At 44.7% G+C, this 24,747-nt stretch carries 29 protein-coding genes; 19 read left to right on the top strand and 10 right to left on the bottom strand.

The genetic code is table 11. The features are described 5' to 3' along the window. Positions 1–602 precede the first annotated feature (602 nt). Positions 603–749 (bottom strand): hypothetical protein, encoded by a 147-nt coding sequence (locus H9659_RS11520; protein WP_191690619.1) that lies wholly within the window; start codon positions 747–749, stop codon positions 603–605. Positions 750–803: 54 nt separating this feature from the next. Further along, on the bottom strand, positions 804–1,007 hold the full coding sequence (locus tag H9659_RS11515; protein WP_191690617.1) for a YheE family protein: 204 nt from the start codon (positions 1,005–1,007) through the stop codon (positions 804–806). 72 nt (positions 1,008–1,079) lie between these two features. Here H9659_RS11515 and H9659_RS11510 point away from each other — a divergent pair, with 72 nt between their 5' ends. Next, positions 1,080–1,472: a ferritin-like domain-containing protein gene (locus H9659_RS11510; protein ID WP_191690615.1), complete on the top strand. Its 393-nt coding sequence runs from the start codon at positions 1,080–1,082 to the stop codon at positions 1,470–1,472. Positions 1,473–1,777: 305 nt separating this feature from the next. Here the strand turns inward: H9659_RS11510 and H9659_RS11505 are convergent, their stop codons facing one another. Next, a complete protein-coding gene (locus H9659_RS11505; RefSeq protein ID WP_191690613.1) occupies positions 1,778–2,554 on the bottom strand; it encodes an ABC transporter substrate-binding protein in 777 nt (258 codons plus the stop codon). Positions 2,555–2,686: 132 nt separating this feature from the next. Here H9659_RS11505 and H9659_RS11500 point away from each other — a divergent pair, with 132 nt between their 5' ends. From H9659_RS11500 to H9659_RS11480, 5 genes are all read left to right on the top strand, one after another. Then, positions 2,687–3,868, top strand: coding sequence for a DUF445 domain-containing protein (locus tag H9659_RS11500; protein ID WP_225217797.1), 1,182 nt, complete (start codon positions 2,687–2,689; stop codon positions 3,866–3,868). Positions 3,869–3,880: 12 nt separating this feature from the next. After that, positions 3,881–4,231 carry a YlbF family regulator gene (locus tag H9659_RS11495; RefSeq protein ID WP_191690611.1) on the top strand — a complete coding sequence of 117 codons (351 nt, stop codon included), beginning with the start codon at positions 3,881–3,883 and terminating at the stop codon, positions 4,229–4,231. A 105-nt stretch (positions 4,232–4,336) separates the two neighbouring features. Then, positions 4,337–5,842 (top strand): coproporphyrinogen III oxidase, encoded by a 1,506-nt coding sequence (locus H9659_RS11490; RefSeq protein ID WP_191690609.1) that lies wholly within the window; start codon positions 4,337–4,339, stop codon positions 5,840–5,842. 90 nt (positions 5,843–5,932) lie between these two features. Then, positions 5,933–6,712, top strand: coding sequence for an enoyl-CoA hydratase (locus H9659_RS11485; RefSeq protein WP_191690607.1), 780 nt, complete (start codon positions 5,933–5,935; stop codon positions 6,710–6,712). Positions 6,713–6,850: 138 nt separating this feature from the next. Then, positions 6,851–7,669 carry an STAS domain-containing protein gene (locus H9659_RS11480; protein ID WP_191690605.1) on the top strand — a complete coding sequence of 273 codons (819 nt, stop codon included), beginning with the start codon at positions 6,851–6,853 and terminating at the stop codon, positions 7,667–7,669. Positions 7,670–7,683: 14 nt separating this feature from the next. On the opposite strand, the gene mgsA is transcribed toward H9659_RS11480, so the two are convergent. Further along, a complete protein-coding gene (mgsA, locus tag H9659_RS11475; RefSeq protein ID WP_191690603.1) occupies positions 7,684–8,121 on the bottom strand; it encodes a methylglyoxal synthase in 438 nt (145 codons plus the stop codon). 53 nt (positions 8,122–8,174) lie between these two features. Next, positions 8,175–8,366, bottom strand: coding sequence for a YhzD family protein (locus H9659_RS11470; protein WP_225217796.1), 192 nt, complete (start codon positions 8,364–8,366; stop codon positions 8,175–8,177). A 300-nt stretch (positions 8,367–8,666) separates the two neighbouring features. Here H9659_RS11470 and H9659_RS11465 point away from each other — a divergent pair, with 300 nt between their 5' ends. The 8 genes from H9659_RS11465 (at position 8,667) to H9659_RS11430 (ending at position 17,014) form a co-directional block, all read left to right on the top strand. Next, on the top strand, positions 8,667–8,867 hold the full coding sequence (locus H9659_RS11465; protein WP_191690599.1) for a helix-turn-helix transcriptional regulator: 201 nt from the start codon (positions 8,667–8,669) through the stop codon (positions 8,865–8,867). 21 nt (positions 8,868–8,888) lie between these two features. Then, positions 8,889–9,188, top strand: a complete 300-nt coding sequence (locus H9659_RS11460) for a DUF3796 domain-containing protein (protein WP_191690597.1) — start codon at positions 8,889–8,891, stop codon at positions 9,186–9,188. 82 nt (positions 9,189–9,270) lie between these two features. Continuing rightward, a complete protein-coding gene (locus tag H9659_RS11455; RefSeq protein ID WP_191690595.1) occupies positions 9,271–10,170 on the top strand; it encodes an ABC transporter ATP-binding protein in 900 nt (299 codons plus the stop codon). After that, positions 10,163–11,419: an ABC transporter permease gene (locus H9659_RS11450; protein ID WP_191690593.1), complete on the top strand. Its 1,257-nt coding sequence runs from the start codon at positions 10,163–10,165 to the stop codon at positions 11,417–11,419. Before H9659_RS11455 ends, H9659_RS11450 begins: the two co-directional genes overlap by 8 nt. A 145-nt stretch (positions 11,420–11,564) precedes the next feature. Then, complete coding sequence (locus tag H9659_RS11445) at positions 11,565–12,770, top strand: metallophosphoesterase family protein (RefSeq protein ID WP_191690591.1); 1,206 nt, start codon at positions 11,565–11,567, stop codon at positions 12,768–12,770. Between the two features lie 18 nt (positions 12,771–12,788). Beyond that, on the top strand, positions 12,789–15,689 hold the full coding sequence (locus H9659_RS11440) for an ATP-binding protein (protein WP_191690589.1): 2,901 nt from the start codon (positions 12,789–12,791) through the stop codon (positions 15,687–15,689). Then, on the top strand, positions 15,686–16,624 hold the full coding sequence (gene yhaM, locus H9659_RS11435) for a 3'-5' exoribonuclease YhaM (RefSeq protein ID WP_191690587.1): 939 nt from the start codon (positions 15,686–15,688) through the stop codon (positions 16,622–16,624). Before H9659_RS11440 ends, yhaM begins: the two co-directional genes overlap by 4 nt. A gap of 57 nt (positions 16,625–16,681) precedes the next feature. Continuing rightward, positions 16,682–17,014, top strand: coding sequence for a hypothetical protein (locus H9659_RS11430; protein ID WP_191690585.1), 333 nt, complete (start codon positions 16,682–16,684; stop codon positions 17,012–17,014). A 154-nt stretch (positions 17,015–17,168) separates the two neighbouring features. On the opposite strand, the gene H9659_RS11425 is transcribed toward H9659_RS11430, so the two are convergent. Then, positions 17,169–18,110 (bottom strand): peptidylprolyl isomerase, encoded by a 942-nt coding sequence (locus H9659_RS11425; RefSeq protein ID WP_191690583.1) that lies wholly within the window; start codon positions 18,108–18,110, stop codon positions 17,169–17,171. 144 nt (positions 18,111–18,254) lie between these two features. On the opposite strand from H9659_RS11425, the gene H9659_RS11420 reads away from it, so the two are divergent. After that, entirely contained in the window at positions 18,255–18,356 is a 102-nt protein-coding gene (locus tag H9659_RS11420) for a YjcZ family sporulation protein (protein ID WP_082003340.1), read from the top strand. A gap of 47 nt (positions 18,357–18,403) precedes the next feature. On the opposite strand, the gene H9659_RS11415 is transcribed toward H9659_RS11420, so the two are convergent. From H9659_RS11415 to H9659_RS11400, 4 genes are all read right to left on the bottom strand, one after another. Then, positions 18,404–18,595, bottom strand: coding sequence for a hypothetical protein (locus tag H9659_RS11415; RefSeq protein WP_225217795.1), 192 nt, complete (start codon positions 18,593–18,595; stop codon positions 18,404–18,406). A 53-nt stretch (positions 18,596–18,648) separates the two neighbouring features. Then, positions 18,649–19,236: an HTH-type transcriptional regulator Hpr gene (locus tag H9659_RS11410; RefSeq protein WP_191690581.1), complete on the bottom strand. Its 588-nt coding sequence runs from the start codon at positions 19,234–19,236 to the stop codon at positions 18,649–18,651. A 149-nt stretch (positions 19,237–19,385) separates the two neighbouring features. Continuing rightward, entirely contained in the window at positions 19,386–19,742 is a 357-nt protein-coding gene (locus tag H9659_RS11405; RefSeq protein ID WP_191690579.1) for a YtxH domain-containing protein, read from the bottom strand. Positions 19,743–19,819: 77 nt separating this feature from the next. After that, positions 19,820–20,251 (bottom strand): HIT family protein, encoded by a 432-nt coding sequence (locus H9659_RS11400; protein WP_191690577.1) that lies wholly within the window; start codon positions 20,249–20,251, stop codon positions 19,820–19,822. Between the two features lie 119 nt (positions 20,252–20,370). Here H9659_RS11400 and H9659_RS11395 point away from each other — a divergent pair, with 119 nt between their 5' ends. The 4 genes from H9659_RS11395 to uvrB all read left to right on the top strand — a co-directional run bounded on the left by H9659_RS11395 (position 20,371) and on the right by uvrB (position 24,746). Continuing rightward, positions 20,371–21,120: an ABC transporter ATP-binding protein gene (locus H9659_RS11395; protein WP_191690576.1), complete on the top strand. Its 750-nt coding sequence runs from the start codon at positions 20,371–20,373 to the stop codon at positions 21,118–21,120. Then, the gene (locus H9659_RS11390) at positions 21,104–22,312 is read left to right on the top strand and encodes an ABC transporter permease (protein ID WP_191690574.1); all 1,209 of its coding nucleotides are present in this window, start codon (positions 21,104–21,106) and stop codon (positions 22,310–22,312) included. Before H9659_RS11395 ends, H9659_RS11390 begins: the two co-directional genes overlap by 17 nt. 135 nt (positions 22,313–22,447) lie before the next feature. Then, complete coding sequence (locus H9659_RS11385; RefSeq protein WP_318240724.1) at positions 22,448–22,624, top strand: IDEAL domain-containing protein; 177 nt, start codon at positions 22,448–22,450, stop codon at positions 22,622–22,624. 139 nt (positions 22,625–22,763) lie between these two features. Beyond that, on the top strand, positions 22,764–24,746 hold the full coding sequence (gene uvrB / locus H9659_RS11380; RefSeq protein ID WP_191690570.1) for an excinuclease ABC subunit UvrB: 1,983 nt from the start codon (positions 22,764–22,766) through the stop codon (positions 24,744–24,746). The last annotated feature ends 1 nt before the right edge of the window (position 24,747 follow it).

The raw sequence follows: 24,747 nt of genomic DNA, 5'->3' as shown, positions 1-24,747 counted from the left end.
GAGGAGGAATCAAGTGAGTGAACAAGAATAGTTGGGAATGCTTACGATTGAACAGGTAGTGCCTCAAGACCTGTTGGTTCGTAAATTAGATGCAGATCGTGATTTTTCCTTTCATATATCCATTTCTTGAAAGATGTGAATGTCTCATGGGACATTTAGTTGATTGAAGTGCAGGACGGCGACTCCTGGGGATCAGCGAAAGCCGTAACGAAGAACGGCTTTTGCGAGTAAATGCTAAGCGTTAGGAGCACGTGTTTTAAAAAAATGGACTGAGCAAAGCGAGGACGATTAATGATGCCTTAATTTTAGCGAAGTTCACTAAAATACGGCCAATCGAACTCTTCGTTGTTCGATTGGCTGAGGGCAAGCCCCCGGAAAGCGCACGTCCGGAACGGAGATCAACGGCCTGTTAGCTTTCATTTTCAGAGTCAACGATGCAAAAAAAGACAAAAGGGGGGAATCAAATTGATCCCCAACACTTTTGTCTACAGTCTGACGCATGACTTTTGGAACTGTCCTTTATTTTGGGAAACTACGTATCGATATGTTCCTCATAGTGATTAACAAAAACGTAAATAACGCCGAGGATATATTTAGAACACCTACATCCGTTTCGGTTGTGTTTCTTTCCAGGCGTTTTGTTCGTCGGTCATACGACTTTTATCTTCAAAGACATTCTCCGTTTTCTGGTCTTCTACTTGCAGTTGCTGCTTTTCCTTTTCCAGCTGCTCAGGAGTTTTTTCCTTCATATACAGACCCTCCAATAATCGTTCTTATAGAGAGTTTGTGCAAAAAAGAACTCCTTATTCATATACGTGAAAAGTCATTAGTTCATGAACCATTTTTTTCACGGATTCTTCATCAGCTGGTGTGGTGCTTGTCCATTTGATCGTTCCGTCAGGCATATAATCACCTGTAAATCGCTCAGCGCCTTGCTGAAAAGAAAACGTCCAACCCGGCAGTTGTCCGCCTTCGAACATCGGCTGTACTCGGAAATGCTGTAACATATCAAGTCCCTCCTTTCATGATTCAATTCTCCTCCGCATACAGTGGAACTAAACAGTATAGGAGGGCGAGACGTGTTTGTCTCAAAACTAAAACAAGCTATTCAAGACGAATATCGAGCCTACTTTTTTTACAAGTCTCTGCATGACCAACTAATAGAACCGATGTGGAAAGACTTTGTCCGCCACGTATATGAGGATGAAAAAAGTCATTACGAAATGTTTCAGCAGCTCCATTATATGCTGACGGGTTCGTATGTTCCGAATCCGAAGCGTCCAGTGCCGTGCTATGATGCGAAACAGTGTGTTCAAAAAGCACTCGCCGATGAATTGGACGACATCGAAACCTACAAAGAGATGTTGCTGACGATACCTATTGAGGAAGCCTATAATCCTCTTTTCATCGCACTTCATGATGAAATGGAGCATGCAATCCGGATGTCCACCATTTACAATGCTCTCCCTTGAATTGACAAAAACCACCCTTCGTAACTATGCGGAAGGTGGTTTTGTATGTATATGATGCAAACTGAATTCCTGAGGCCAATCAGAAATGCAAAGTTTGAGAGACAGCGCACTGTCAACAAGGCATTCGACAGAGTATCTGCGAAAAAAGAAGTTTCATTACTAAAAGCCCTGTAGAAATTTCAATTTCCATGATAAAAGGTATGTCGATAGGACAACTATAGCACTAAATAGGATGTGTGTAAATATATTGCCATGTAGTAATTAATGGGAAAATTAGAAAAACAAATGGACAGTGTTTAAAAGGCTTAGCTAAGCCGTTCTTTGAAGTATGAAGCTGCATCCAGCATTCTTGGACCGTACCAAAACATCTCTCCATCTATAGGTAAAATCGTAGCATGCGGCAGTATGTCTTGGAACTCAGGCATATGTTTCTCCTTAAAAGGATATGGTTCTGAAGCTAAAAGTACCAAGTCCGGATTGGCAGATTGAAAATCATGAGTCGTAAGTTCCGGGTACCTTCCTGGAAATACTTTGGATGGATTCGAAAAACCGAGCGTTTCCAGCAACGAATCGATATAGGTTGTACGTCCAGCAACCATATATGGCTTTTTCCAAATGACATACATCGCACTTCCTGATGTCAGCCCTTGAAGAGAATGGAATCCTTCTTGGATTTCAGTGATCAAGTTTAGAGCTTGGTCTCGTCGATCGGTTACATCTCCAATGTCTTCAATCATCTGATACGCCTCTTGCACGCATTGTACCTCTGCAACGTAAACTGGGAGATGTTGTTCTAGCGCTTCGACGATTTCTCTTGTGTTTTCTTCCTTCTCGGCAATGATCAGGTCCGGCTTCAATTGTAAAATGGCATCCAATTTTATATCCTTCGTTCCAGCAACGGCCTCCACAGTTAACACAGCTGGAGAGGGATGGATACAAAAACGGGTCCTTCCCACAACCTCCTCTTGCAGCTCTAATGCAAATAAGGTATCGGTAATGCCTGGACAAAGGGAAACGATTCGTTTTGGCGGATACGTGTACGTGACGGTTCTACCGAGTGCATCTTGAACAGTACGTTCCATGAAATCATCCTTTCTTTCTTCGGTTCACGTTTCTATTGTTCATCATACTGGATTTTCAAAACAAAATCAGCCAAACTTCCACGCAGAAGTGACAGCCTAATTAGTTGGTGCAGCATGCAGTTCTGTTATAAGATGAAAGAAATCGAACAGGAAAAGGTGAAGCATTTGGAATTTCTATGGATTCTTTTGTTCATGTCACTTATCGGAGCAGTGATCGGGGGCTTCACGAACCACCTGGCTATCAAGATGTTATTTCGACCTCACGAGGCAAAATATATCGGCAGTTGGCGGGTTCCATTTACCCCGGGTCTTATCCCGAAACGACGTGATGAGTTAGCAGTCCAGCTTGGACGTACCGTTACAAATTACTTACTGACACCGGATACATTCCGGAAGCGGCTATTGACACCGGACATGGCAGCTAAAGCGGAGCAGTTCGTGCAAAGCCGTTTGGAGAAAGAAGTATTCAATTCAGAGCGGACAATTGCAGAATGGATTGAACTCGCAGGTGTTTCAGATATGGATCTGGTTCTGGAAAGAAAAACCGGTGAGCTCATTGACGCTCGATTTGTTACAGCAAAACAAGCGATTTTATCGGGAACTGTAGAAGAAAAGGTTCCTGAAAAATGGTTGCTGGAAGCAGAAACGCATATTCCGACTGTAACTTCTTATGTCTTGACCCGAGCGGACCAATTCGTGGATTCCTATGAAGGGAAAGTGATGTTTCAACGATTGATTACAGATTTCCTGGAGTCAAAAGGAACTCTTGGCGGAATGGTCAACATGTTTTTCGGGGATTCGAATTCACTCGTGGAAAAAGTCCAACGGGAAGCGAAGAAATTCATCGCTGCTCCTGGAACTGCACAACTTATTGAAACGATGCTTATGAAAGAATGGACTAAATTGAAGCAACGGCCGATGGAAGAACTAGTAGGTGGATTTGACTGGGATGGTCTGGGTACCTCGTTGCGCAACTACTTGCTGAAAGAGTTGGATGTAGCCAATCGTCTAGGGAAGCCAATTCACTATTACTGGCCGACTGGTGCTGCATGGACTGCAAACAACTTGACTCCTAAAGTCATCGAGTTTGCCTTTACACAAGCTGAGATTCAATTGGAACAGTCCTTGAAACGGTTGAAGCTGGACCAAATCGTGAAAGAACAGGTGGATACGTTTCCGGTATCCGTACTGGAAGATCTCGTTCTCGGAATTTCTAAACGGGAATTTAAGATGATTACGGTCCTTGGTGCATTATTAGGTGGTATCATTGGAATTGTACAAGGACTCATTGTATACTTTACAAATCTTACTTAGGGGGAATTTTACATGGCAGTCAATATTTATGATGACATTAATAAGCTGGAAGAATCACTTCGTGCGACAGAAGAATTTTCATCGGTCAAAGAGGCGATTGAAAACGTCAAGGCGGACCCAGAAGCATTGGAAATGTTCCGTAACTTCCGTGAAATCCAAGTGACTTTGCAACAAAAACAAATGTCGGGAGAAGAAATACAGCCTGACGAATTGGAGCATGCTCAAAAGACAGCTCAGTTATCTCAACAGAACCCTAAAATCATGGCCATGCTGGAAGCGGAAATGAAGCTGAGCGGAGTCATCGAAGAAATCAACCGGATTTTGATGAAACCGGTGCAAGAACTATACGAGACAATGAATTGACACCGAAACCAGCCCGATGTGGCTGGTTTTTTCTTTTAGTGGTTTGCTATACTGAATATCACAGACAATCGGATCATTTAGATCCACGAGAAAGTTGGGCTATCTATGCAAACAATCGCACTTCAAGGCGATTTTAAAGAAGACTGGGTCCGGATGTTCATCCACCTGGCAAACCTGTTTTTTGAAGAGACAAAGATCACTAAAAATGAAGAAACAGGAGATCTCGATTTACGTTTTCAAGAACGTCGGGATGGTGACCGTTTAGTTGTAGCAGTGGAGCTTACGGCGCAAGGGAAAACGTACGATGCGGAATTTACAGAGATTGCTGAAGGTGGCAGTGAGAAAGATCAGAACCGACAATGGAAACGGCTCTATTCGCACGTCTTATTGGAAGCGCTGGAATCCTTTACGGGCATGAACCAAGAATGGGGGATTTTAACAGGGATCCGTCCGACGAAGCTTTATCATAAGTACCGCCAGGAAGGTCATAGCGCGCGCGAAGTGAAGCGGCTCTTAATGGAGAAACACCGAGTGTCCGAACGGAAAGTGAATTTGCTCGAGACCATCACAGACATACAATTGAGGGCTGTTCCCGATCTTTACAACGTTCAAGACGAAGTGAGTATTTATATCGGGATTCCTTTTTGTCCGACGAAATGCGCGTATTGCACATTCCCGGCGTATGCAATCCATCGCAAAAGCGGTCGTGTGGAGACATTTTTAGATGGTTTGCACGAAGAGATCAGGCAGCTCGGAGAATGGCTCTCGAAGCGTAATGTGAAAGTGACGACCATCTATTTTGGCGGGGGTACGCCGACATCGATTGAAGCGGAAGAAATGGATGCGCTATATGAGGTCATGGTCGAATCATTCCCATTCATGAAAGAAGTGCGTGAAGTGACGGTAGAAGCAGGACGACCGGATACGATCACTCCTGCTAAAATCGATGTGCTCAAAAAGTTTGGTATCGACAGGATTAGTGTGAACCCGCAATCGTATACGGACGAAACACTGAAAGCGATTGGCCGTCACCATACAGTTCAAGAGACCATCGACAAATTCAAGCTATCCCGCTCCATGGGCATGAACAATATTAACATGGACCTGATCATCGGATTGCCAAACGAAGGGATTGAAGAGTTCACTCATTCGTTGCAGGAGACTGCAAAACTCCAGCCGGAATCGTTAACGATCCACACGCTTTCCTTTAAACGTGCTTCCGAAATGACCCGGAACAAAAAGAAATATGAAGTGGCGGATCGTCCTACTGCTGAGCAAATGATGAAGCTCGGCGAACAATGGACAGAAGCGAATGGATACGTTCCTTATTATTTATATCGCCAGAAAAACATTCTTGGGAATCTGGAGAACGTAGGGTATTCGAAGCCGGGCGAAGAAAGCATCTATAATATTATGATCATGGAAGAAGTGCAGTCCATTATCGGTATTGGCTGCGGTGCCTCCAGTAAGTTCCGTGATCCGAAGACTGGTCGGATCACTCAATTCCACAATCCGAAAGATCCAGCTGCTTATATCTTGTCGTACCAAGAATCCATAGAAAAAAAGTTAGAGTTGCTGGACGAAATTTTCCCGCAACCTGTCTCAAAATAAAGGAGTTTTTTCTTCTATCCCGAATTGAATAAGTGAATGACTATTCAGTTATAACGCGAGTCAATTTAAAAAGGGAAAAGGGGAGCGATTATGTTTCAAACAATAGAACTGACAAAAGAGAACCGGATTGCGACACTTACACTGAACCGACCCAGCGTCATGAATGCGATGGATGATGTGATGATGAAGGAATTGGCGGATGCGTTTGAAGAGCTTAAGTCCGACCAAGCAATTCAGGTATTACTCATTAAGGGAGCAGGTCGCACCTTTTCAGCAGGTGGGGATATTAAAAAAATGATCGACCCCGAGTCCCCGATGGATATGGGAGAGGTCATGCAGCATATTACACGTCTGGCGAAGACACTCTACTTGCTGCCGCAAATCACGATTGCTGTCATCCATGGTTCCGCTGCGGGACTTGGTTTCAGTCTTGCACTTGGCTGCGATATTCTTGTTGCGGAGGAAGACAGTAAGCTGGCTATGAACTTTATCGGCATCGGGCTCGTACCGGATGGCGGTGGACATTTCTTCTTGAAAGAACGCATTGGCACAACGAATGCGAAGAAAATGATTTGGGGCGGGGAAGTCCTGGATGCGAAGACTGCCAAAGCGGCAGGACTCGTGGACGAACTCGTTCCAAGCGGACAAGCGGAACTTGCAGCAAGCCAGGTTGCCACCTCTTTGCTCAGTACACCGATTGCTGCAATGATTGCTTCAAAAAGGATCTTGCATGAAAGTAAGAGAGAAGAGCTTGAGCACGTGCTTCAGTTGGAAAGTGAATCACAAATAGCGATGCGGAATACAGCAGATCATTTGGAAGGCATTCGTGCATTTGTAGAGAAACGGCAGCCTGTATTCTCAGGACACTGATCGAACGAAACCGGCATCTCCTCCAGAGAAATGCCGGTTTTGCTTTTGACTAAAATCGATCATAAAGGTTTGAAATCATGGAAAGAGGGAACTGTTAAAATGTTTGTGTGAATTCCAGTCAATGAAGGAGGTAACAAGATGTCCAGTGACCATGTGAGTCCTAAAGTGAAACAATTTATGATAGATAATAGAGATGACTTCGAACGGGAGCTGCTAATTCAGGCGGTGACTGTCAATGAAAAAATCGAAGAGATACTTCGGATCGGTAATATTGACTTGATAGAAAATGCACATAAGCTTGTTGCCTTTGTAATTGAAGACAAAAAAGTTGAGATGGAAGATTTCGCTAAAGTGGAAGGGATTGCATGGGCGAGGCATTCACTGACTCTTGCATTCAAACTGGAATGGGTTTCTGCGATCCGGCGAACGTTGTGGGACTTCATCCAAGAGTACTTAGAAACGAACACCGAGGAGTTTAAGTTCAAAGAGTTCTTTGTTCTTGAAAAGAAAATCAATTCCCGATTGGATGGCTTTTTGAATGCATTCTTCATAAGCTATTCTTCCTATAAAGACGAAGAAATCAAAGCACAGAAAAACCTTGTGGAAAACCTATCTGTTCCTATCATCCCGATTACGCAGACGACAAGTATTTTGCCGCTCATCGGCATGCTGGATTATTACAGGACGACGATCATCCAAGAAAAAGTGCTGAACGAAATCAGTCGTCTTCACATTCAAACGCTCATCCTCGATTTATCGGGAATTGCGGATATGGAACATGAAGTCATCGATAATCTAAGTAAAGTCATTGAAAGCACGAAACTGATGGGCTGCCAAACCGTCATCACTGGACTGCGTCCTGATGTCGTCCGTAAAATGGCCACGCTCGGGATTCGTTTCGATGGAGAGACGAAGACACTCGGTACGCTGCAACGTGCCTTGCATTCTTATTTATAAAGTGAAAAAGACGCTCATCCGCGGTCAAAGCGGGCAAGCGTCTTTTGTTTGTATTTATCTACAGTATCACGCCATTGAAAGTAGCCTTTTTCAATCGATCGGATAAGCAGTTCGGCTGTTGCAATGTTCGTTGCGAGCGGAATTCCATACACGTCACAAAGGCGCAGCAGCGCGCTGACATCCGGTTCATGTGGCTGTGCCGTCAATGGGTCACGGAAAAATAGGATGAGGTCCAATTCTCCAGTGGCCACCATCGCACCAATTTGCTGATCGCCGCCAAGTGGCCCTGAATTCATACGGTTCACTTGAAGACTGGTTTCTTCCATAATTCGTTTTCCGGTAGTTCCAGTGGCGTAAAGCGTATAGTTTTCAAATATCGATTCATAGGCAATTGTGAAGTTAACCATTTCGTCCTTCTTTTCATCGTGGGCTATCAAAGCGATCTTCATCATGTGCGCCTCCTAACTGATTGATTACAGAATAGCACACTGTTCAGAAAAACGCTTTAAACATGAAACAGCAGTAATTTACCAGCAGGTGAAGCGAGGCGATGTGTCTGGTCGAGCAAGTTTTGCTCTTCCAGCAGCGTTTGTCCTTTTACTTTCGCCGCCTCATCTGATTCAGCAGTAAACGTTTCGTCTGCAAGCATTTTCCCGGTCTTTTCATAAGCCGTTAGTTTATACGTCCTCACAATCATCCACTCCTATCCTTTTCTTATAGTATACACGTTTCTTATTGTAAATGAATAGTGGTTCATTGCTTAAAGTGTTTTTCCTTTGTCTCTCTGTATGTAGATGGTAGGAATATCAGATACCTAGTGCCAGTGAATAGTTAAACGGATTATTTATGTTCTTCATGATTTGTTATAGGGGTGAATTGTACGTAAAGTTTACTTGACATTCAACTGTTAGTAAAGTAAGCTTTACGTAAAGTTTCCTTTACTAACGAAAGATATCCCTTGTGAATATTGATAGATGGGAAGGGAGGGAACCTTCGAGTGAAAAACTTGATAAGAGAGATCCGGATGGAAATGGGTCTTACGCAAGATGAGATTTCTGAAAGTTTGGAAGTATCTCGCCAAACAATTATTTCTTTGGAAAAAGGAAGGTACAATCCTTCACTTATCTTGGCATTCAAAATTGCCAAGTTGTTCAATCGTTCAATTGAAGAGATTTTTGACCCTGAGGAAATGGAATGAAAGCAGGAAGGGGGAAACAGGATGGATTGGTTGTCAACGGCTGCAGGGATCCTAACTGGTGTAGGAATTGTCTCAATCATTATTCTGATTGTATGGCGGAGAGGGAAAAAAGCTCGCTTATTTGATGAACGATACGAAAAGGTGCATGTGAAGGCACGTACTGCCTCGTGGATTGTTTTCGTTGGACTGACATATATCCTAGCGATTGCAGCATTGATAATTGAAGGCTGGAAGCTGGCATCCATGTTACTAACGATCTTATATGTGACTGGATTATTGACCTATTATCTAGCGGTGTTCATATATAACAGAAAACTATAAGGTGAGTAACGTAAAAAAACTGAAACAAAAGGGCACGTGAATCGTAGTCTTTAGTATAGGGGAAATAAGGGGGAGTACAATCATGTCATTACAAATTGAACACGTGACGAAACGATTTGGGGACTTCACAGCCGTGAATGACCTTTCGCTGACAGTTGGAGAAGGAACGATGTATGGATTTCTCGGTGCAAACGGTGCGGGTAAAACGACGACATTCCGAATGATTCTCGGACTGCTGACTCCGAACGAAGGACGCATTACTTGGAATGGGAAACCGATTTCTTATGCGACAAGCCCTCAAATCGGATATCTTCCAGAAGAACGCGGATTGTATCCGAAAATGAAAGTCGAAGAACAGTTGCTCTTTTTAGCGGAGCTGCGAGGCATGAAACGGTCCGATGCTAAAAGGGAAATCGGCGGATGGCTCGATCGTTTTGAAGTACCGCAGTATTTGAACAAAAAAGTGGAGGAACTGTCAAAAGGGAATCAGCAAAAGATACAAGTGATTGCGGCGCTTTTGCATAGGCCGAAACTGATCATTCTCGATGAACCTTTCTCTGGTTTAGACCCCGTGAACGTGGAAATGTTGAAAAAGGCGATTCTGGATATCCGGAATAACGGAGCGACGATTGTCTTTTCCAGTCACCGGATGGACCATGTGGAAGAATTATGTGAGCAGTTCAGCATCATCGATCACGGGAAGCAAATTGTCAGTGGGACATTGAAAGAAGTGAAACGCTCATTCGGCCAACAAAATGTGCGCATCCGTTCGGATTATGAGCTGGGGGCACTTGCAGGACTTCCAGGTGTCCTATCTGCAACTCCGACGGTTGAAGGAGCTGTGTATCAGGTGGATTCTGACACAACAGCTGAACTGCTTCTGACAGAGGCATTGAAAGCCGGTCCTGTCCGACAATTCGAGATTGAAGAACCGACTCTCCAAGATATCTTCATTGCAAAGGTGGGGAAAGAACATGCGTGAATTCTGGATTATATTCAAGCAGGCGTTCATGACGAAAGCTAAAACGAAATCGTTCGTCATTACGACATTGTTAGTCATTGCGGGCATCTTTTTGTTGTCCAATCTGCCACGGATCCTCGATTCGATGGACGGAATTGGCGGTGACGAACCGACGACACTGAAAGTGATCGACACGAGCGGAAAAATTGATGATCCACTCGCCGCAGTTCTCCAAGCGAATGAGTCTGATATTGTAGTGGAGCCGACAGAAGAAAGCGAGAAAGAGCTTGAAAAACAAGTTCGTTCTGAAGACATCGATTCATTTTTGACACTGTCCTTGGACGAAACCAACACGATTCAGGCGAAGTATACGACCCTCAGCAGCATTGAAACGAGTCTTCCGGAATCATTGAAAAATGCGCTGCAAACGGTCCAGGCAGGGATTAAAGCAGATGAGCTATCCTTATCCAGTGATCAGGTCGATTCTCTTTTTACACAAGTAAACTTTGAGAAAAATAATATTTCCGCTTCGGCGAAATCGGAAGATGAGTTGAACCAGGCACGCATTTTAGTGTATGTGCTCATGTTTGTGATTTACTTTGCTGTCATCCTTTACTCAGGAATGATCGCAACGGAAGTCGCAACTGAGAAATCCTCACGTGTGATGGAAATACTGATTTCCAGTGTATCGCCAGTGAAGCATATGTTTGCGAAAGTACTCGGTATCGGTACTCTTGGTATTGTCCAAATCCTGCTTTACGGAATCGCAGGATTCATCGCCTTCAAAACGGCTGCTTCAGAAGCGACAGAGGGAATCGGCAGTTTCTTCAACTTCGCGGACATTAACCCTATGACGCTTGTTTATGCAGTTGTATTCTTCTTGCTCGGCTATTTCTTGTATGCAACACTGGCAGCCCTTCTCGGCTCTCTCGTAAGCCGTACAGAAGACGTCCAGCAGATGATCATGCCGATGACACTGATGATTGTTGCGGCTTTCATATTAGCTGCGTCAGGACTTGGAAATCCTGAGCTTGTGTACTTGAAGTACGCTTCGTTCTTCCCGTTCTTCACACCGCTCGTCATGTTTTTACGGGTCGGCATGCTGGATTTACCGATGTGGGAACCCCTTCTTGCAATTGCAATTATGATCGTGACCATTTTTGTACTCGGATGGTTCGGGGCTCGTGTCTATCGTGGCGGTGTCCTGATGTACGGTCCATCCCGTTCTTTGAAGGATATTAAAAAAGCGATCCAGTTAGGAAAAGAATAAGAGCAAGTGATTTGCAGAGGCGAGCACGGCGCCTCTGCTTTTTGCCGCGTTTTTTCGAGCAGGAATCACAGGATCGCTGTCGCGCAACCAGTTGAAATATGATAAAATTAGAACAAATATTCGTTCCAGGAGGTGTCTCTTACCAATGATTCGATTCCTGCATACTGCGGACTTGCACTTAGACAGTCCATTTAAAGGAATTACGGACATGCCGATAACCCGCTTGACTGAACTTCGTGAAAGTACATTCGCTGCTTATGAAAAACTGATCCATCATGCGGAGAAGACTACCCCTGATTTTGTCCTCATTGCAGGGGATATCTATGATGGGGAAGATCGTAGTTTGCGCGCCCAAATGCGTTTTGTCAAAGGACTTGAGCGTTTGAAGCGGGCGGAGATCCCGGTTTTCATTTCCCATGGGAATCATGATCATCTCGGAGGCAAGTGGACGAGATTTCAATTACCGGATAACGTGACGGTATTTGGTCCGGAAGTGGAGACCGCAGAACTGGTTGTTCATGGTCAGCGAATCAGGATCCATGGATTCAGCTATAAGGAACGGCACATTAAAGAAGCGATGATTGGACGTTTCCCGAAATCGAATCGGGAACCGGGCACAATTGACATCGGAATGCTTCATGGCAGTATTGCCGGTGAAGAAACGCATGCCGTCTATGCACCATTTACTACAGAAGCATTGCTAGAAAAGGGCTATCAGTATTGGGCGCTTGGGCACATCCATAAACGGCAACTTTTACATAACGAGCCTCCGATTGTCTACCCAGGTAACTTGCAAGGCCGTCATCGCAACGAGCAGGGAGTGAAAGGTTTTTACGATGTGGAATTGGAATTGAATCAGGCGGCATTGAAATTCGTTCCGACATCAGTTCTTGTATTTGATGAAATCGAAGTCGATTGCAAGGAAATAAGTCTTGCCAATGAGTGGTTGATTGCCTGTCAGAATACAGCGACTGAAGTCGTTGAGCGTAACGGTTCGAGTATACTTAGCGTACGCAATGTGAAGATGAGTGCGGAAGCGACTCATTTGTTCAGCGGTTCATCAGACGACGAATGGCTGGAAGTGTTGCGTGAATCAGCAGATCCCGATGTCTGGTTCTCTGAGCTATTTGTTGAGTCGCAACAAAGGAGTTCACTCTCTCCGGAATCTCCACTCGTTCGCTCCGTGAAAGAGCAGATGGAAAATTGGGAGGAAGAAGATTGGAGAATGGTGTTACAAGATGTGTATCAGCATGCACGCTCCGGACCTTATTTGTTTCCGTTATCTTCTGAAATGAAAGAAGAATTGCGTAAAGAAGCAGGGGAACTCATTTCAAATGAGCTGTCGACATGAAAACAGAGGTGACGCGCTATGAAGATTGAGCGGTTAACAATCTATGGATTCGGCCGCCACAGCAATGTGACGATTGAGCTTGGGGATGGAGTCACGGTTTTTTACGGGGAGAATGAAGCCGGCAAAACGACGATTTACCAATTCATCTTACACGTATTATTTGGCTTCCCACCTAAAAACAATGCACTATTGCGCTATGAACCGAAAACCGGATCTCGCTATGGTGGAAAAATGATCCTCAGGGATAAGAAGTATGGTCTGGTTGAAGTAGAACGGATCCGCGGGAAATCGGCTGGAGATGTAACTGTCCGATTCGAAGATGGTACGATAGGCGGGCAGACGGAACTCAATGATCTATTGCGTCAGTATGATCGAGCAGCCTTTGAGTCGGTTTTCTCTTTTTCGTTGTTCCAACTGCAAGGATTGGAACACATGGATTCAGACGAGCTAAGCCGCACGTTGTTATCTTCAGGAACGACGGGGATCGATACACTGCTTCAATTGGAGAAAAGGCTTGAGAAAGAAAAAGCGGATCTATTTAAAAAATCGGGTAAAAATCCTCAAATGAATGTGCTATTGAAAGAACTTCGCGAGTTGGAAGACACACTGAAAACACAAAGAGCGAAAGTGGATGAATACGAACCCGCTGTGATCCGGCTAGAAGAAGTGGAACAGCAACTGCTGGCGGAACGGAGTATTGTGCAGAACTGCCAGATGGAGTCAAAAAAGCTCGAGAGTGCTCTTTTGCGGATTCCGATCATTGCGAAAAGAAATCGGTTGCTTTCAGAAATCGAGGAGCTCGGGAATACGGATTTCCCTCCGAACGACATACGAGATCAAGAAATGTTGGAAAGTAAAAAACATGAAGCGGAAGCCGTTCTCGCTCGGGCGTCATTTCAATTGCACCACGTACAGGATCAGCTGAAAGAAGTGGGACAAAAAAATCGGGAAGTGGCAGTTGAGGCATTGCTTGCGAAAGAATCTGATTGGCAAGTACTTCAACAAGAGCTTATCAGCACAAAATCAGATATGGCACGGTTAACATCGGAACGACAGCGGCTGCTCGGTCTTCTCGGTGCATCTGATCCATCTCAAGCTGAAGCGCTTTTGCAACTGGATAGTTCGTTCACTCAGGAGCAACGCTTTCAAGAATTAGCAGAACGCGTACAGCAAACAGAACGTGCAGTTCAGTCCAGCCAGCTGGAATTGCGACGGACCGAAGAGATGGAACGCAGGGCTGTTCAGCAACTTGAGAGGCTGGATGCTGAAGCGCCAAGCTCGGAAGAACAAGCGCAAGCAGCAAAATGGCCAGCTGTGCGCGCGCGTCTTTCTGAAGCAAAAGCGTATGTGTCTTTTGCAAGGGAAGAACAACAGGAAACTTCTAAAACAGTCAGTTGGATTTTGCTTGTAGCTGCGATTTTAGTGGCGGGGTATGGTCTTTTACAGCAACAGTGGGTCATTGTTGCATTAGGCGTGCTGATTGCGGCAGTAAGCGGCTATGGACTGTGGCAAAAGCAAGAAGGTCCTGTGCAATCTGACGAGCGCATGAAAGAGATGAATGCACTTATAAAAGCGTATGAAGGTAAAGAAGAGGCATTTGAAGAACTGTGCAAGGGGACGGAAGATTTCCTCCGAAAAGCGGAGCAGTTGAAACTGACAGCTGATGGTCATGCGATGGACATAGATTCCCTTAGAAGTGATTTAGCAGACTTGAGTCGCAAAGAAATGGATGCCCGTAAGCAGTTTACAGAAGAACTTCGCCAATGTGGTTTGACTGTTGGAGCGGGGATTGAAGCGATTCCTGAGTTGTTCCGGTTGGTACGTCAGCTGCAAGAAACCGATCGATCCTTAATCGAGCGAACGAACAATCAGCAGGAAACCAATAAGAAAATCGAGCAGCATCTTGAGTATGCAAGGACAGTGCTTGCGCGTGAAGTTCCTGAAGCGGACCTGTATACTTTAGTCAGGCAAGAGGCTCGGAAGCTGCGAGATGCATCGCTCTTGGCCGAAACGGATGAACGGCAAGTGAAGGAATTTTCAAGGACGATCGAAGAGAAGAAACTTGAACTGCAGGCGTATCACAACCAAGAGCAGCAATTATTTGAGCAGGCAGGCGTTTCCGACAAACAATCATTCTATGATGCATATGATCGGTGGCAGCATGTCCAGACATTGCAACTGAGTCTGGACGGATTGAATGACCAGTTGAAGTCACTTCATCACGCGGAGGGATTTGACGATGATGAAGGACGGATCCAGCAGCATCTTGCCTTATGCGAAGAACGATTGGCAGCTGCGGAACATGCGATTTCCCAGTTGACTGATGAACGTGCTGCGTTACTGCATAAAACGGAAGCTCTTCTATCTGACGATGCACATCTTCACACACAGCAGCTCTATGAAAACAAAAAAGCGGAATTCAATGCCCTGGCGTTATCGTGGTCGAGTCGTCAAGTAGCGGCGGAAGCGATCCGCCAAACGATGGGGGACTTGAAAGAGAAAAAATTGCCTGCCGTGTTAACACGTGCTAACAACTTGTTTTCCCAGTTAACAGCAGGACAGTATGCTCAACTCGAGATTCATCCTGACGGCCAATTTCAAGCATTGCGTAATGACGGTCAACCGTTTGCGATTGCGGAATTGAGCCAAGCCACGAAAGAACAAGCGTATATTGCGATTCGGCTATCGCTTGCGGGTGAGTTAGCGGAACAAGCTCCGTTTCCTATTATTATGGATGATCCATTTGTCCACTTCGATGCGAAACGGCTATCTCGTATGACTCAACTCATATCTGAATTATCGTCAGAGCATCAATTTCTCGTATTTACTTGCCATGAGACACTTGCTCCTCATTGGCCAGAAGCTAAAATTATCAATGTTTCCGAAATTGGAAGCTCATCAGAAGGAGTTGCATTATGAAAAAACTATTAGATCATAAAGTAGGAGAACCGGTAGATTTATTTTTGTTCATCAAACAATCCACGAAGGGTGTCACGCAACAAGGCAGTCCATTCATGTCACTTGTGCTACAAGACAAAAGTGGAGATTTGGAAGCCAAGCTTTGGGATACGGGAGAAGAGCAGGAGCGTTTGTATGCAGCTGCTGAAATTGTACGTGTAGGTGGAGAAGTTCACGAGTATCGTGGAAAAAACCAACTTCGCATTAAGAGCATCCGCCCTGCGAAAGCAGATGAAGGAATTACGATGTCCGATCTCGTGCCTTCTGCTGAAAAGAGTAAAGAGGACCTCATGGATGAGTTAATGCAGTTCTTCTTTGAAATGAAGAATCCCCATATCCAACGGATTACACGTCATTTGATCAAAAAACACCAAGAAGCGTTCATGATGTATCCTGCGGCAACACGGAACCACCACGATTATGTATCTGGGTTACTCGACCACGTAGTGTCCATGTTGAAGCTTTCCAAAGCAGTGGCGGATCTGTATCCAACTTTGAACAAGGACTTATTGTATTCAGGCGTGATTTTGCATGATATCGGGAAAGTCATTGAATTATCCGGTCCCGTTGCAGCTCACTACACTGTAGAAGGGAATCTGCTCGGTCATATTAGCATCATGGTAACGGAGATCTCTAAAGCGGCAGATGAGCTGGATGTGTCAGGAGAAGAAGTGATGCTCCTTCAGCACATGGTGCTCTCCCATCACGGAAAAGAGGAGTGGGGCAGCCCGAAACGCCCGATGCTGCCTGAGGCGGAAATGTTACACTACATCGATAATATCGATGCTAAAATGAACATGCTGAACCGAGCAATGAGTAAAACTGCGCCAGGCGAGTTTTCTGAACGCATCTTCCCATTGGAGAATCGTTCATTCTATAAGCCAACATTTGAATAAGCCTAGTGAAAAGGAGCTTCCGCGGAAGCTCCTTTTGTCTTGGGTATTGGAGTGATTATGGCGGAGAAAGTGCTTGTCATTGAAAACGATTTTAAACTTTGTAAGGAGCGGGTAGCAGGGAGAAACGGTCGGGTAGCACGCGGGAATGAGCGGGTGGCAGGGAGAAACGGTCGGGTAGCTCGTGGGAATGAGCGGGTAACAGGGAGAAACGATCGGGTAGCTCGTGGGAATGAGCGGGTAACAGGGAGAAACGATCGGGTAGCTCGTGGGAATGAGCGGGTGGCAAGGAGAAACGATCGGGTTGCAGCGGAAATCCGTATTCCAACACTCTCCACATCCCTAAATGCGCAGCGAAGCGGAGCACACCAATCAGTCTTGGTTTTGGATTAGGGAAAGAAGGATTGGTCGCGAGCTTGGATACGAGTAGGAAAAGGTGAATTGCCGCGGGAATGAGCGGGTAGCTCATCAATCTCAGCACCCCTCTCAAACAAAAAAGCCACATGGTCCGTCAGAACATCTGACAAACCATGCGACTTATTCATACTTACTTCTTTTCGTCTTCTACATCCGCTTCATCGTCAGCCGGCGCATCTGTGCCGTCTTCTTTAGCTTCAGGATTGCTTTGGTTGAACATATCCATTGCAGATTTCAATTCTTTGTCTTTCACTTTTACGTCTGCATCTTTCATGAGCTTCGCAACTTTGTCGACAATTGTGCTTGTATCCGCTTTTGCAAGCTTCAACTCTTGTTTCGCTTTTTCTTTTTCTTCTTTAGTAGGTTCTTTGTCATCTACTTTACGCTTATCTTCTAATTTAATGATATGGTAACCGAACTCGGATTGGACCGGTTCGCTGATTGTTCCTTTTTCCATTGCTACAGCAGCATCCCAGAATTCTTGAACCATTTTTCCTTCACCAAACCATCCAAGTTCGCCACCTGACTCATCAGCGCCCTCTTCAGTGGAATATTCTTTTGCAAGCTTCGCGAAATCTTCGCCAGCATCTGCTTTTTTCTTCACTTCTTTAGCCTTTTCTTCGTCTTCAACCAAGATGTGGCTAGCTTTTACTTCTGTATTCTTTTGCTCTAGATATTTGTTGAGCTCTTCATCGCTTACCTTAATACCATCTGTAAGCGCTGCTTCTTGAAGTTTGTTGAGTTTGATCGCTTTTTTGAATCCATCCGCAGTTTGTTGTTGCTGTGCCAAGTACTGATCGAAGTTATCGCCAAGCTGTTTTTTGACGTCATCGTATTCTGCCTGCACATCTTTGTCGGATACATCATATTTTGATTCGAGGACCTTTTCAATCACCATCATTTGCAGTGCTTGCTCACCAACAGAATCTTTCATCTCCTGGTAAAATTCACTCTTAGTTATATCTCCATCTTTGGATGTAACGATTGCTTCATCATCGGAAGCATTCCCAGAACAAGCCGGGAGAGCAAGAACGGATGCTGCCAACGTGAACGATAAGACTGTTTTTTTCATAGTTTAGATACTCCTCTGTAAATGTAATTAACAAGTGCCACTATAACATACAAACGAATTGAGCACAAAAAAGTTCCCGCTAAATTCGCCCAACTATTGAAAAGGGGTTCGCATAAGATACAAAAGAAGAGAGGGGGTGCTTCGATGAGTGGATACGCTGGAGGTACTGGAGCAGGATCTGGATTCGCATTGTTGGTTGTCCTGTTCATTCTATTGATCATTGTAGGCGCGGCTTATTTGTACTAAAACATGAAAAAAGTCCATCCCGTTTTACGGGGTGGACTTTTCGCTTTTCATACCTTTAAAAAGACTTCAACGTAAAGGGACAACATTAGTATAGTAATCAGTACATTTACGGTTGCATATATTTTATTTTGCTTTTCTTCAGGAATTTCTCGTGATTCGCACAACGCGAACGTCATTTTGTTGATTTGGAACAAGTAGAATAGCGAAAAGAGAACAGTTATTATCAAAATCACGTGCATACCCCCTTTGGACATCTCTTCCCATCATAGCAGACTGAGCGGAGATTTGGGAATTATTTATCCTCACCAGATGCGAGTTTCAGTTCACCGGAAGCTGCCGTTAGACGCCCATCTTCTTCTTTAAAAGTCTCGCCGAGGCTTTCAAATCCCTTTTCGAATATTTCCATGAAATCTTCCCCATAGACATTACGGATGACGGACATGACTTCCAAAAACTCAGGAAATTTCCCGTAAAGATTTTTAATCGGTAGTGAACCGTTTAAAATGGAATGATCGGTAACAAAATAATTTGCGTTCATTTCTTTGATCAAGTCTTCTCCATGATCTGTGACGAGGACATATGTATTCCGACGATCATCTTCTTTTTTGAAAAATTCCAAGTACCCTCGTTGCTCTAATTTTTTCGAGAAATTGAATGCGGTAGATACATGCATGACTCCGAACTTTGCGATATCTGAAATGGTGGCACCTTGTAAATGATAGGCAATCCAAAGTATGTGGTGTTCGTTAATATTCAAGTCATAAGGTTTTATCCATTGTTGCCAATCTTTTTCAACAGCTTTCCACAACGCTTTTGACATCTGCGCAAGGCGTTGAGTGTAAATCATTGCTTCCTTAAAGGAATACTCTTGTTCGGACATGCAAGCACCTACTTCCTATTTTCTATAGATATTTTCATTATAGCAGGAAAGCAACAAATAAAAAAGTTAGAATTGAAAAATAATTCAATTCGTTTCATTTCCATAAGTAAATAAAAAAGCATCCCGAAAATCGGAATGCTTCAGTCATATCAATTATTTTGTTGAGCGGCAACAGAACGTTCAAGTTCTTCGATTGCAGATTGGATTTCGTGAATCTCGCTCTCTAACCGGTTACGTGAACCCGGATCCGCAGTGCGCCAACCGCCTACCGAATCTTTGACCCCTTCAATAGCAGGCTGGACGTTTTCGCTAGCAAAATCGGAAACGGAATCTTTCAACTCATTGACTCTGCCTTTTACATCTTTCAACTTTGCCATCATATCGGCGGATGCAGTTGCTACGGAAGATCGCATTTCACTTCCGGACTGCGGAGTTGAGTAGAGAACAGTAACGGCAGCAGCGACTGACCCGACAGCCAGTCCTGCAAAAAATGTGGATGTTTTCATTTTGAGCACACTCCTTCTTAATTGGTTCATTTCCTAGTTAGGAAGAGTTAAAACCTGATTGAATGACAAATGCTATGTTACGCGTTTGTCTGGAGATGGTTTTTAATGTCTCCTGCAAGTTCCTGGATTCGTTCACTAGGGAACTCTTCCGTTTTCTGTTCCCATGTTGGGCGATACCCATCTGTTTCGTCGTATCTAGGGACGAAATGCAGATGGAAGTGGAAAACGGCTTGACCGGCTGCTGCGCCATTGTTTTGGACGAGATTCATACCCGCTGGTTCGAAGGTATCCTTAATGGCTTTTGCAATTTTAGGAGCAACTGCAAACAGGTGAGAAGCCTCATCAGAAGTCAGGTCATATACATTTTCCCTATGGGTTTTCGGAATGAGGAGGACATGCCCTTTAGTCACTGGCATAATGTCCATGAAAGCAATTACGTGATCATCTTCATACAAAATTTCTCCAGGGAGTTCCCCAGCTGCGATTTTACAGAAAATACAAGAGGACATTTGTACACTTCCTTTCATGAATGTCATTAGTGTAGCATATTTTCAGATAATCAGCATGGGTTGGACAAGGCATTGTTGTTTCAGATTTGGTAAACTAGAAGAAGAATGGAGGAAGACGCATGGCAATACTTGACTTGAAAGACGTAACAGGCGGTTATTCAAGAAAACCGGTTTTACATGAAGTATCATTTAACATTCAAAAAGGTGAATTGGTCGGGTTGATCGGACTGAATGGTGCCGGGAAAAGTACAACGATCAAGCACATCATCGGGCTGATGAATCCCCATGGGGGCACCATTGAAATTAACGGTGTCACGTTTAACGAGGATGCTGAAGTCTACCGGAAGTCATTCAGTTACATTCCGGAAACGCCAATCTTGTATGAGGAACTGACGTTACGTGAGCATTTAGAGTTGACCGCAATGGCGTACAGCATCCCGCAAGACGTTTTTGAAGCGAGATCTGCGGCACTATTGAAAGAGTTCCGAATGGAAAAGCGCTTAAAATGGTATCCATCCCACTTTTCGAAAGGGATGAGGCAAAAAGTCATGATCATGTGTGCCTTCCTTGCAGAACCCGCACTTTATATTATCGATGAACCCTTTGTCGGACTAGATCCGCTAGGCATTCGCTCATTGCTTGCTCAACTTACACAGAGAACGGAAAGCGGCGCTTCGGTGCTGATGTCGACACACGTATTGTCGACTGCTGAAAAACATTGCGATCGAATCATCCTCTTGCACGAAGGCAGCGTGCGGGCACATGGAACGATGGATGATTTAAGGAAAGCATTCGGCCGTCCTGGAGCGTCACTGGATGACTTATACATTGCGATGACAGAGGAAGCTGACTATGAACAGCTTACGTGACGTGTGGGGTAGCCGTTTCGGTAAATATGTGATGGAGCTGCAGCGGTACTTGCAATATGTGTTCACGGGGCACTTGGCGATTGTGCTGCTGTTTTCGATTGGTGCAGCAGGCTATGCCTACAGTGAATGGCTAAAAGATGTACCCGCTGACTTACCTGCCATTTGGCTTATTGCATTATTGCTTGCGGGTTCGACGTTCATAGCGACCCCTGTGACGCTGTTAAAACCGGCAGACGCTGTCTACTTGCTGCCTCTTGAGAAAGAATTACCGACCTATACAGGGCGAGCGTTGAATTGGACGTTCTTTTCGAAATTGCCGTTACCGGTCATTGTTTTCATCGTAGCGCTGCCGATGTTGAGTGCTTATGACATCGGGGGTAAATCGGTATTCGGATTATTACTGCTTCTCATCATTGCCGCTATGTATTCAAGTGTAAGAATTGAATTCTTTTATCGGAAAGCGAACGAAGGACAGGGAGTATGGCAGGATCGCTTCATCCGCTTCGTACTAAACATGCTTTTGTTTTATGCCGTCTTGGCTGAACAATGGATCATCCTTGTGGTCATTGCAATCGCCTATATTCTATACGGTTTGTTGTGGATGAAGAAAGCGGCTGTGCAGCCATTCCCTTATACACATTTCATCGAACTGGAGCAGAATCGGATGATGGGCTTCTATCGTTTTGCAAATTATTTTACCGAAGTTCCTCATTTGAAGGGGTCTATCAGTAAAAGATCATGGCTCGGTCTATTCATGCCAGTGGCAAACGTTGAACATACAGAAGCACAGAGCTTTTTGCTGCGTCGGACGTTTATACGCACGGACGAATCATTTTGGTTATGGCTCCGTTTAACAGCGCTATCGATTATAGGGGTGCTGTTCATACCATTCCCGATCGTGGCCTTCGTCTTCATTGGAGCATTAGCCTTCGCATCAGCGATTCAGACGCTGCAAACACTTCGCGGAGGTGATGAATTCCGGATGGATTTGTTATTCCCGAATACAGAAGAGACACGCCCGAAAGAAATTTTCCGTTTGACGGAGCGTGTCCAATGGCTGCAGGCAGGACTGGTAGCCATTGCAGGGTTACTGATGCATGGTCTATCGGTGACTCCTCTAATAATGGGAGCAGTTGTGCTGATCATCTCCGAAGCGACAATTCGATTATCGAATAACAAAGAAGAAGAGTAGGAATATTCGAAAAAGTACTTGCAAAATGGAGGGTGGATTCGTTACAATAATTAAAAGGGTTCCGAGGTGAGAGAGATGGAGAATAATTATTCATATGCTGAGTTCCTAAAGGCTGTGGGAAAGAATAGTTCCTCAATGCAAGCGGAAAAAATGCTGAATGACATCTACATCGATTTGTTTCTGAATCATATCCACCGTGAACAAACTCGAACACGTTTGCTGGAAGAGATTGATACGGCCCTGGATCGTAATGATAAACCGACTTTTATGCATCTGACAGATACGTTACTTCAATTAGAAGAGAAAGAATGATTCCAACCTGTGCGCAATTGCGTACAGGTTTTTTTTGCAAGAATTTTTATAAGAAAAAACGTACGTTCGCTTTTCGCTTTGGCACAGAGAGGGAATGTGATAAAATAGACAGTAGAGGAATACTAGGGAGTGACGTTCAGTGACAGATACATTTAACCTTCAAGCCCCATATACACCGCAAGGAGATCAGCCGACTGCCATTAAAGAATTGGTAGCGGGAATTGAGAACGGAGAAAAGCACCAGACGTTACTCGGTGCAACCGGTACGGGGAAGACTTTCACCGTATCCAACGTTGTAACGGAAATTAATAAACCGACGCTGGTCATCGCTCATAACAAAACGCTTGCGGGTCAACTATATAGTGAATTCAAAGAGTTTTTCCCGGACAACGCGGTTGAGTACTTTGTCAGTTTCTATGACTATTATCAGCCGGAAGCTTATGTCCCTCAAACAGATACGTATATTGAAAAAGACTCCAGTATAAACGACGAGATCGATAAATTGCGTCACTCAGCGACGGCAGCTCTCTTTGAACGAAGAGACGTTCTTATTGTCGCTTCGGTCTCATGCATATATGGCCTAGGTTCACCTGAAGAATATGGTGCCCATATGATTTCGCTGCGTCCTGGGCTGGAAATCGACAGAAATCAGTTATTGCGTAGATTTGTGGATAACCTATATGAACGCAACGATGTTAGTTTTACACGTGGCACGTTCCGTGTAAGAGGGGATGTCGTGGAAATCTTTCCGGCATCTCAAGATGAACGATGTATCCGGATTGAATTTTTCGGAGACGAAATCGACCGGTTGCGTGAAGTGGATGCACTAACAGGCGAAGTTCTCGGTGAACGTGAACACGTCGCCATCTTCCCGAATTCCCACTTCGTCACAGGTGAAGCGAAAATGGTGAAAGCGATTGAGCGGATAGAAATAGAATTGGAAGAACAACTGAAAATACTTCGTGAGAATGACAAACTCCTGGAGGCACAGCGGCTTGAACAACGAACACGCTACGACCTGGAAATGATGAGAGAGATGGGTTTCTGTTCAGGAATCGAAAACTACTCCCGTCATTTATCCCTTCGTGCTGCAGGAGAGACGCCGTATACGCTGATCGACTATTTCCCGGATGACTTTCTCATAGTGGCGGATGAAAGCCACGTGACGCTTCCTCAGATTCGAGGCATGTATAACGGTGACCAAGCGAGAAAGAAAGTGCTAGTGGAGCACGGCTTCCGCCTGCCTTCCGCATTGGATAACCGTCCGCTCATGTTTGAGGAATTTGAAAAACACGTCAATCAGGCCATTTACGTTTCGGCAACCCCAGGTCCGTATGAAATCGAACATACACCCAAAATGGTAGAACAGATTATTCGCCCGACCGGTTTACTTGATCCGATTATTGAAGTACGTCCGATCGAAGGGCAGATTGACGATTTGCTGGATGAAATCCACGAACGTGCGCGGAGGAACGAACGTGTGCTAGTGACGACGCTCACGAAGAAAATGTCCGAAGACTTGACGGATTATTTAAAAGAAGCTGGAGTGAAAGTGAACTACCTCCACTCGGAAATCAAGACACTCGAGCGGATCGAGATTATCCGTGAGCTAAGACTCGGAATTTACGACGTATTGGTCGGCATTAACTTATTGAGGGAAGGTCTCGATATACCGGAAGTATCATTGGTAACAATTCTGGATGCCGACAAAGAAGGGTTCCTGCGTTCAGAACGGGCACTTATCCAAACGATTGGCCGTGCTGCCCGGAACTCAGAAGGACGGGTCATTATGTACGCAGACCGATACACGGACTCCATGAACAAAGCGATTGAAGAAACTCAGCGTCGCCGCGAAATACAAATCGCTTACAACGAAAAGCACAACATTACACCGAAGACGATTCAAAAAGGAATACGCGATGTCATCCGTGCAACACAGACTGCAGAAGAAACCCTCTCCTTTGTGGATAAAGTGACGGAAGGCAAGAAGTTAACGAAAGAAGAAAAAATGACATTGCTGGCATCGCTTGAAAAAGAAATGAAAGAATCAGCGAAAGCACTCGATTTCGAACGTGCAGCTGAACTGCGAGATACCATACTGGAACTGAAAGCAGAAAGGTGAG

This window comes from Sporosarcina gallistercoris, assembly GCF_014836415.1.
Lineage (GTDB): Bacteria > Bacillota > Bacilli > Bacillales_A > Planococcaceae > Sporosarcina > Sporosarcina gallistercoris.
This window is presented reverse-complemented; position numbering and strand designations above follow the sequence as displayed.

Excerpts from the sequence above, each read along its gene's own strand:
- H9659_RS11455 (WP_191690595.1), top strand. The coding sequence starts at position 9,271 with ATGTCATTACAAATTGAACACGTGACGAAACGATTTGGGGACTTCACA.
- H9659_RS11495 (WP_191690611.1), top strand. The coding sequence starts at position 3,881 with ATGGCAGTCAATATTTATGATGACATTAATAAGCTGGAAGAATCACTT.
- H9659_RS11470 (WP_225217796.1), bottom strand. The coding sequence starts at position 8,366 with ATGATTGTGAGGACGTATAAACTAACGGCTTATGAAAAGACCGGGAAA.
- H9659_RS11390 (WP_191690574.1), top strand. The coding sequence starts at position 21,104 with ATGAACAGCTTACGTGACGTGTGGGGTAGCCGTTTCGGTAAATATGTG.
- H9659_RS11415 (WP_225217795.1), bottom strand. The coding sequence starts at position 18,595 with ATGCACGTGATTTTGATAATAACTGTTCTCTTTTCGCTATTCTACTTG.
- H9659_RS11490 (WP_191690609.1), top strand. The coding sequence starts at position 4,337 with ATGCAAACAATCGCACTTCAAGGCGATTTTAAAGAAGACTGGGTCCGG.
- H9659_RS11430 (WP_191690585.1), top strand. The coding sequence starts at position 16,682 with ATGGCGGAGAAAGTGCTTGTCATTGAAAACGATTTTAAACTTTGTAAG.
- H9659_RS11480 (WP_191690605.1), top strand. The coding sequence starts at position 6,851 with ATGTCCAGTGACCATGTGAGTCCTAAAGTGAAACAATTTATGATAGAT.
- H9659_RS11410 (WP_191690581.1), bottom strand. The coding sequence starts at position 19,236 with ATGTCCGAACAAGAGTATTCCTTTAAGGAAGCAATGATTTACACTCAA.
- H9659_RS11500 (WP_225217797.1), top strand. The coding sequence starts at position 2,687 with ATGAAAGAAATCGAACAGGAAAAGGTGAAGCATTTGGAATTTCTATGG.
- H9659_RS11405 (WP_191690579.1), bottom strand. The coding sequence starts at position 19,742 with ATGAAAACATCCACATTTTTTGCAGGACTGGCTGTCGGGTCAGTCGCT.
- H9659_RS11515 (WP_191690617.1), bottom strand. The coding sequence starts at position 1,007 with ATGTTACAGCATTTCCGAGTACAGCCGATGTTCGAAGGCGGACAACTG.
- H9659_RS11395 (WP_191690576.1), top strand. The coding sequence starts at position 20,371 with ATGGCAATACTTGACTTGAAAGACGTAACAGGCGGTTATTCAAGAAAA.
- H9659_RS11420 (WP_082003340.1), top strand. The coding sequence starts at position 18,255 with ATGAGTGGATACGCTGGAGGTACTGGAGCAGGATCTGGATTCGCATTG.
- H9659_RS11505 (WP_191690613.1), bottom strand. The coding sequence starts at position 2,554 with ATGGAACGTACTGTTCAAGATGCACTCGGTAGAACCGTCACGTACACG.
- yhaM (WP_191690587.1), top strand. The coding sequence starts at position 15,686 with ATGAAAAAACTATTAGATCATAAAGTAGGAGAACCGGTAGATTTATTT.
- H9659_RS11400 (WP_191690577.1), bottom strand. The coding sequence starts at position 20,251 with ATGTCCTCTTGTATTTTCTGTAAAATCGCAGCTGGGGAACTCCCTGGA.
- H9659_RS11440 (WP_191690589.1), top strand. The coding sequence starts at position 12,789 with ATGAAGATTGAGCGGTTAACAATCTATGGATTCGGCCGCCACAGCAAT.
- H9659_RS11445 (WP_191690591.1), top strand. The coding sequence starts at position 11,565 with ATGATTCGATTCCTGCATACTGCGGACTTGCACTTAGACAGTCCATTT.
- H9659_RS11460 (WP_191690597.1), top strand. The coding sequence starts at position 8,889 with ATGGATTGGTTGTCAACGGCTGCAGGGATCCTAACTGGTGTAGGAATT.
- H9659_RS11520 (WP_191690619.1), bottom strand. The coding sequence starts at position 749 with ATGAAGGAAAAAACTCCTGAGCAGCTGGAAAAGGAAAAGCAGCAACTG.
- H9659_RS11425 (WP_191690583.1), bottom strand. The coding sequence starts at position 18,110 with ATGAAAAAAACAGTCTTATCGTTCACGTTGGCAGCATCCGTTCTTGCT.
- H9659_RS11450 (WP_191690593.1), top strand. The coding sequence starts at position 10,163 with ATGCGTGAATTCTGGATTATATTCAAGCAGGCGTTCATGACGAAAGCT.
- H9659_RS11385 (WP_318240724.1), top strand. The coding sequence starts at position 22,448 with ATGCAAGCGGAAAAAATGCTGAATGACATCTACATCGATTTGTTTCTG.
- mgsA (WP_191690603.1), bottom strand. The coding sequence starts at position 8,121 with ATGATGAAGATCGCTTTGATAGCCCACGATGAAAAGAAGGACGAAATG.
- H9659_RS11485 (WP_191690607.1), top strand. The coding sequence starts at position 5,933 with ATGTTTCAAACAATAGAACTGACAAAAGAGAACCGGATTGCGACACTT.